This window comes from Oleiphilus sp. HI0066, assembly GCF_001635725.1.
In genome coordinates this window covers 1-1,051 of sequence record NZ_LWFH01001299.1, presented here as the reverse complement: position 1 = coordinate 1,051, position 1,051 = coordinate 1, and the positions used below count along the sequence as shown (strand labels likewise).

Below are 1,051 nucleotides of genomic sequence, written 5' to 3'. Positions count from 1 at the left end.
AGAGGGAAGTTGTAATAGGCCATATTACGAATATGCGCCCCAGAATCTGCAAAACTAATTAACAGGCTTTTTTCGCTTACTAACTTCTCTAACTTTGAATGCCTATAGTTTGCGATCACGGTATGCCAGCGCAACTGCGTTCCATATTCGACAACCAAATCAAGAAACACATCAACAGGATGCAGAGAACGCTGCTTTGCGACCTGCCCGAAACTCATACCTTTTAAGCTCTGATCTGGGCACTCAACAATCGTTGCGTCATTGAAGTCTCGCTGCCAAACACGAGGCCCCCATTTTTTGTCATATTCTTTTCGGAATCTTCGTCGATACCCTTCATCTTTCATTAAGATATTACGCTCAACTTCATCTCTTAAATGCAAGGCTGCCTCACCTGCACCAAACTCTTCAAAAATAACTAAGTCGATGCCATCGGCATATACCTCAAACGGGTTGGGTAAAGATTGCCAACGAAAATCAGCTTTACCTAGCTTATTGATCAAACGTGTAATTGGCGCAACAACCGATACAAGCATTGGATTGGCTTTCAAATCCATCAAAGAAATCAAGGTTGTCTTGAGTGGCTTTCTGAAAAATAGCCCCATACTTTCCCAGAAGAAAAGGAACATATTTACCTTTGTGACGATGTTGGGTGCGCCTTGATGAATCGCATCATACTTACGTAGCACAGCATTTAGACGACGAAATTCTTTCCACTTAGCATAGGTCGAAGGCAGTGAAGCGCTACGATAACGATCTCCATCTAACTTGTCCCAAGACGTCGTCATGGCTGACATACCTAGCAAACCGTGTTTCAAGGCGTCATCCAGCATGGATTCCATCTTTTGATATTCATGCTCTGAAATATCTGCGTTGCGATCTACTGCACGCCCCAAACCTAAGACAGCAGCCCTAATTTCAGAATGACCAATAAAGCTACTAATGTTTGGCCCTAGAGGATGCTGTTCTAGAAATTCAACGTACTCACTACGTTGGTCCAAGTTTTCTTTTCCTTCAACAAGGGAAGAACATGTTCTCTGGGAACAGACTCAAC

Annotated in this window: 1 pseudogene; it reads right to left on the bottom strand. The window is 43.2% G+C overall.

What is annotated here, in order from left to right:
* A pseudogene (locus A3738_RS18835) lies at positions 1-998 on the bottom strand (N-acyl-D-glutamate amidohydrolase); the annotation flags it as partial.
* Positions 999-1,051: the final 53 nt, after the last annotated feature.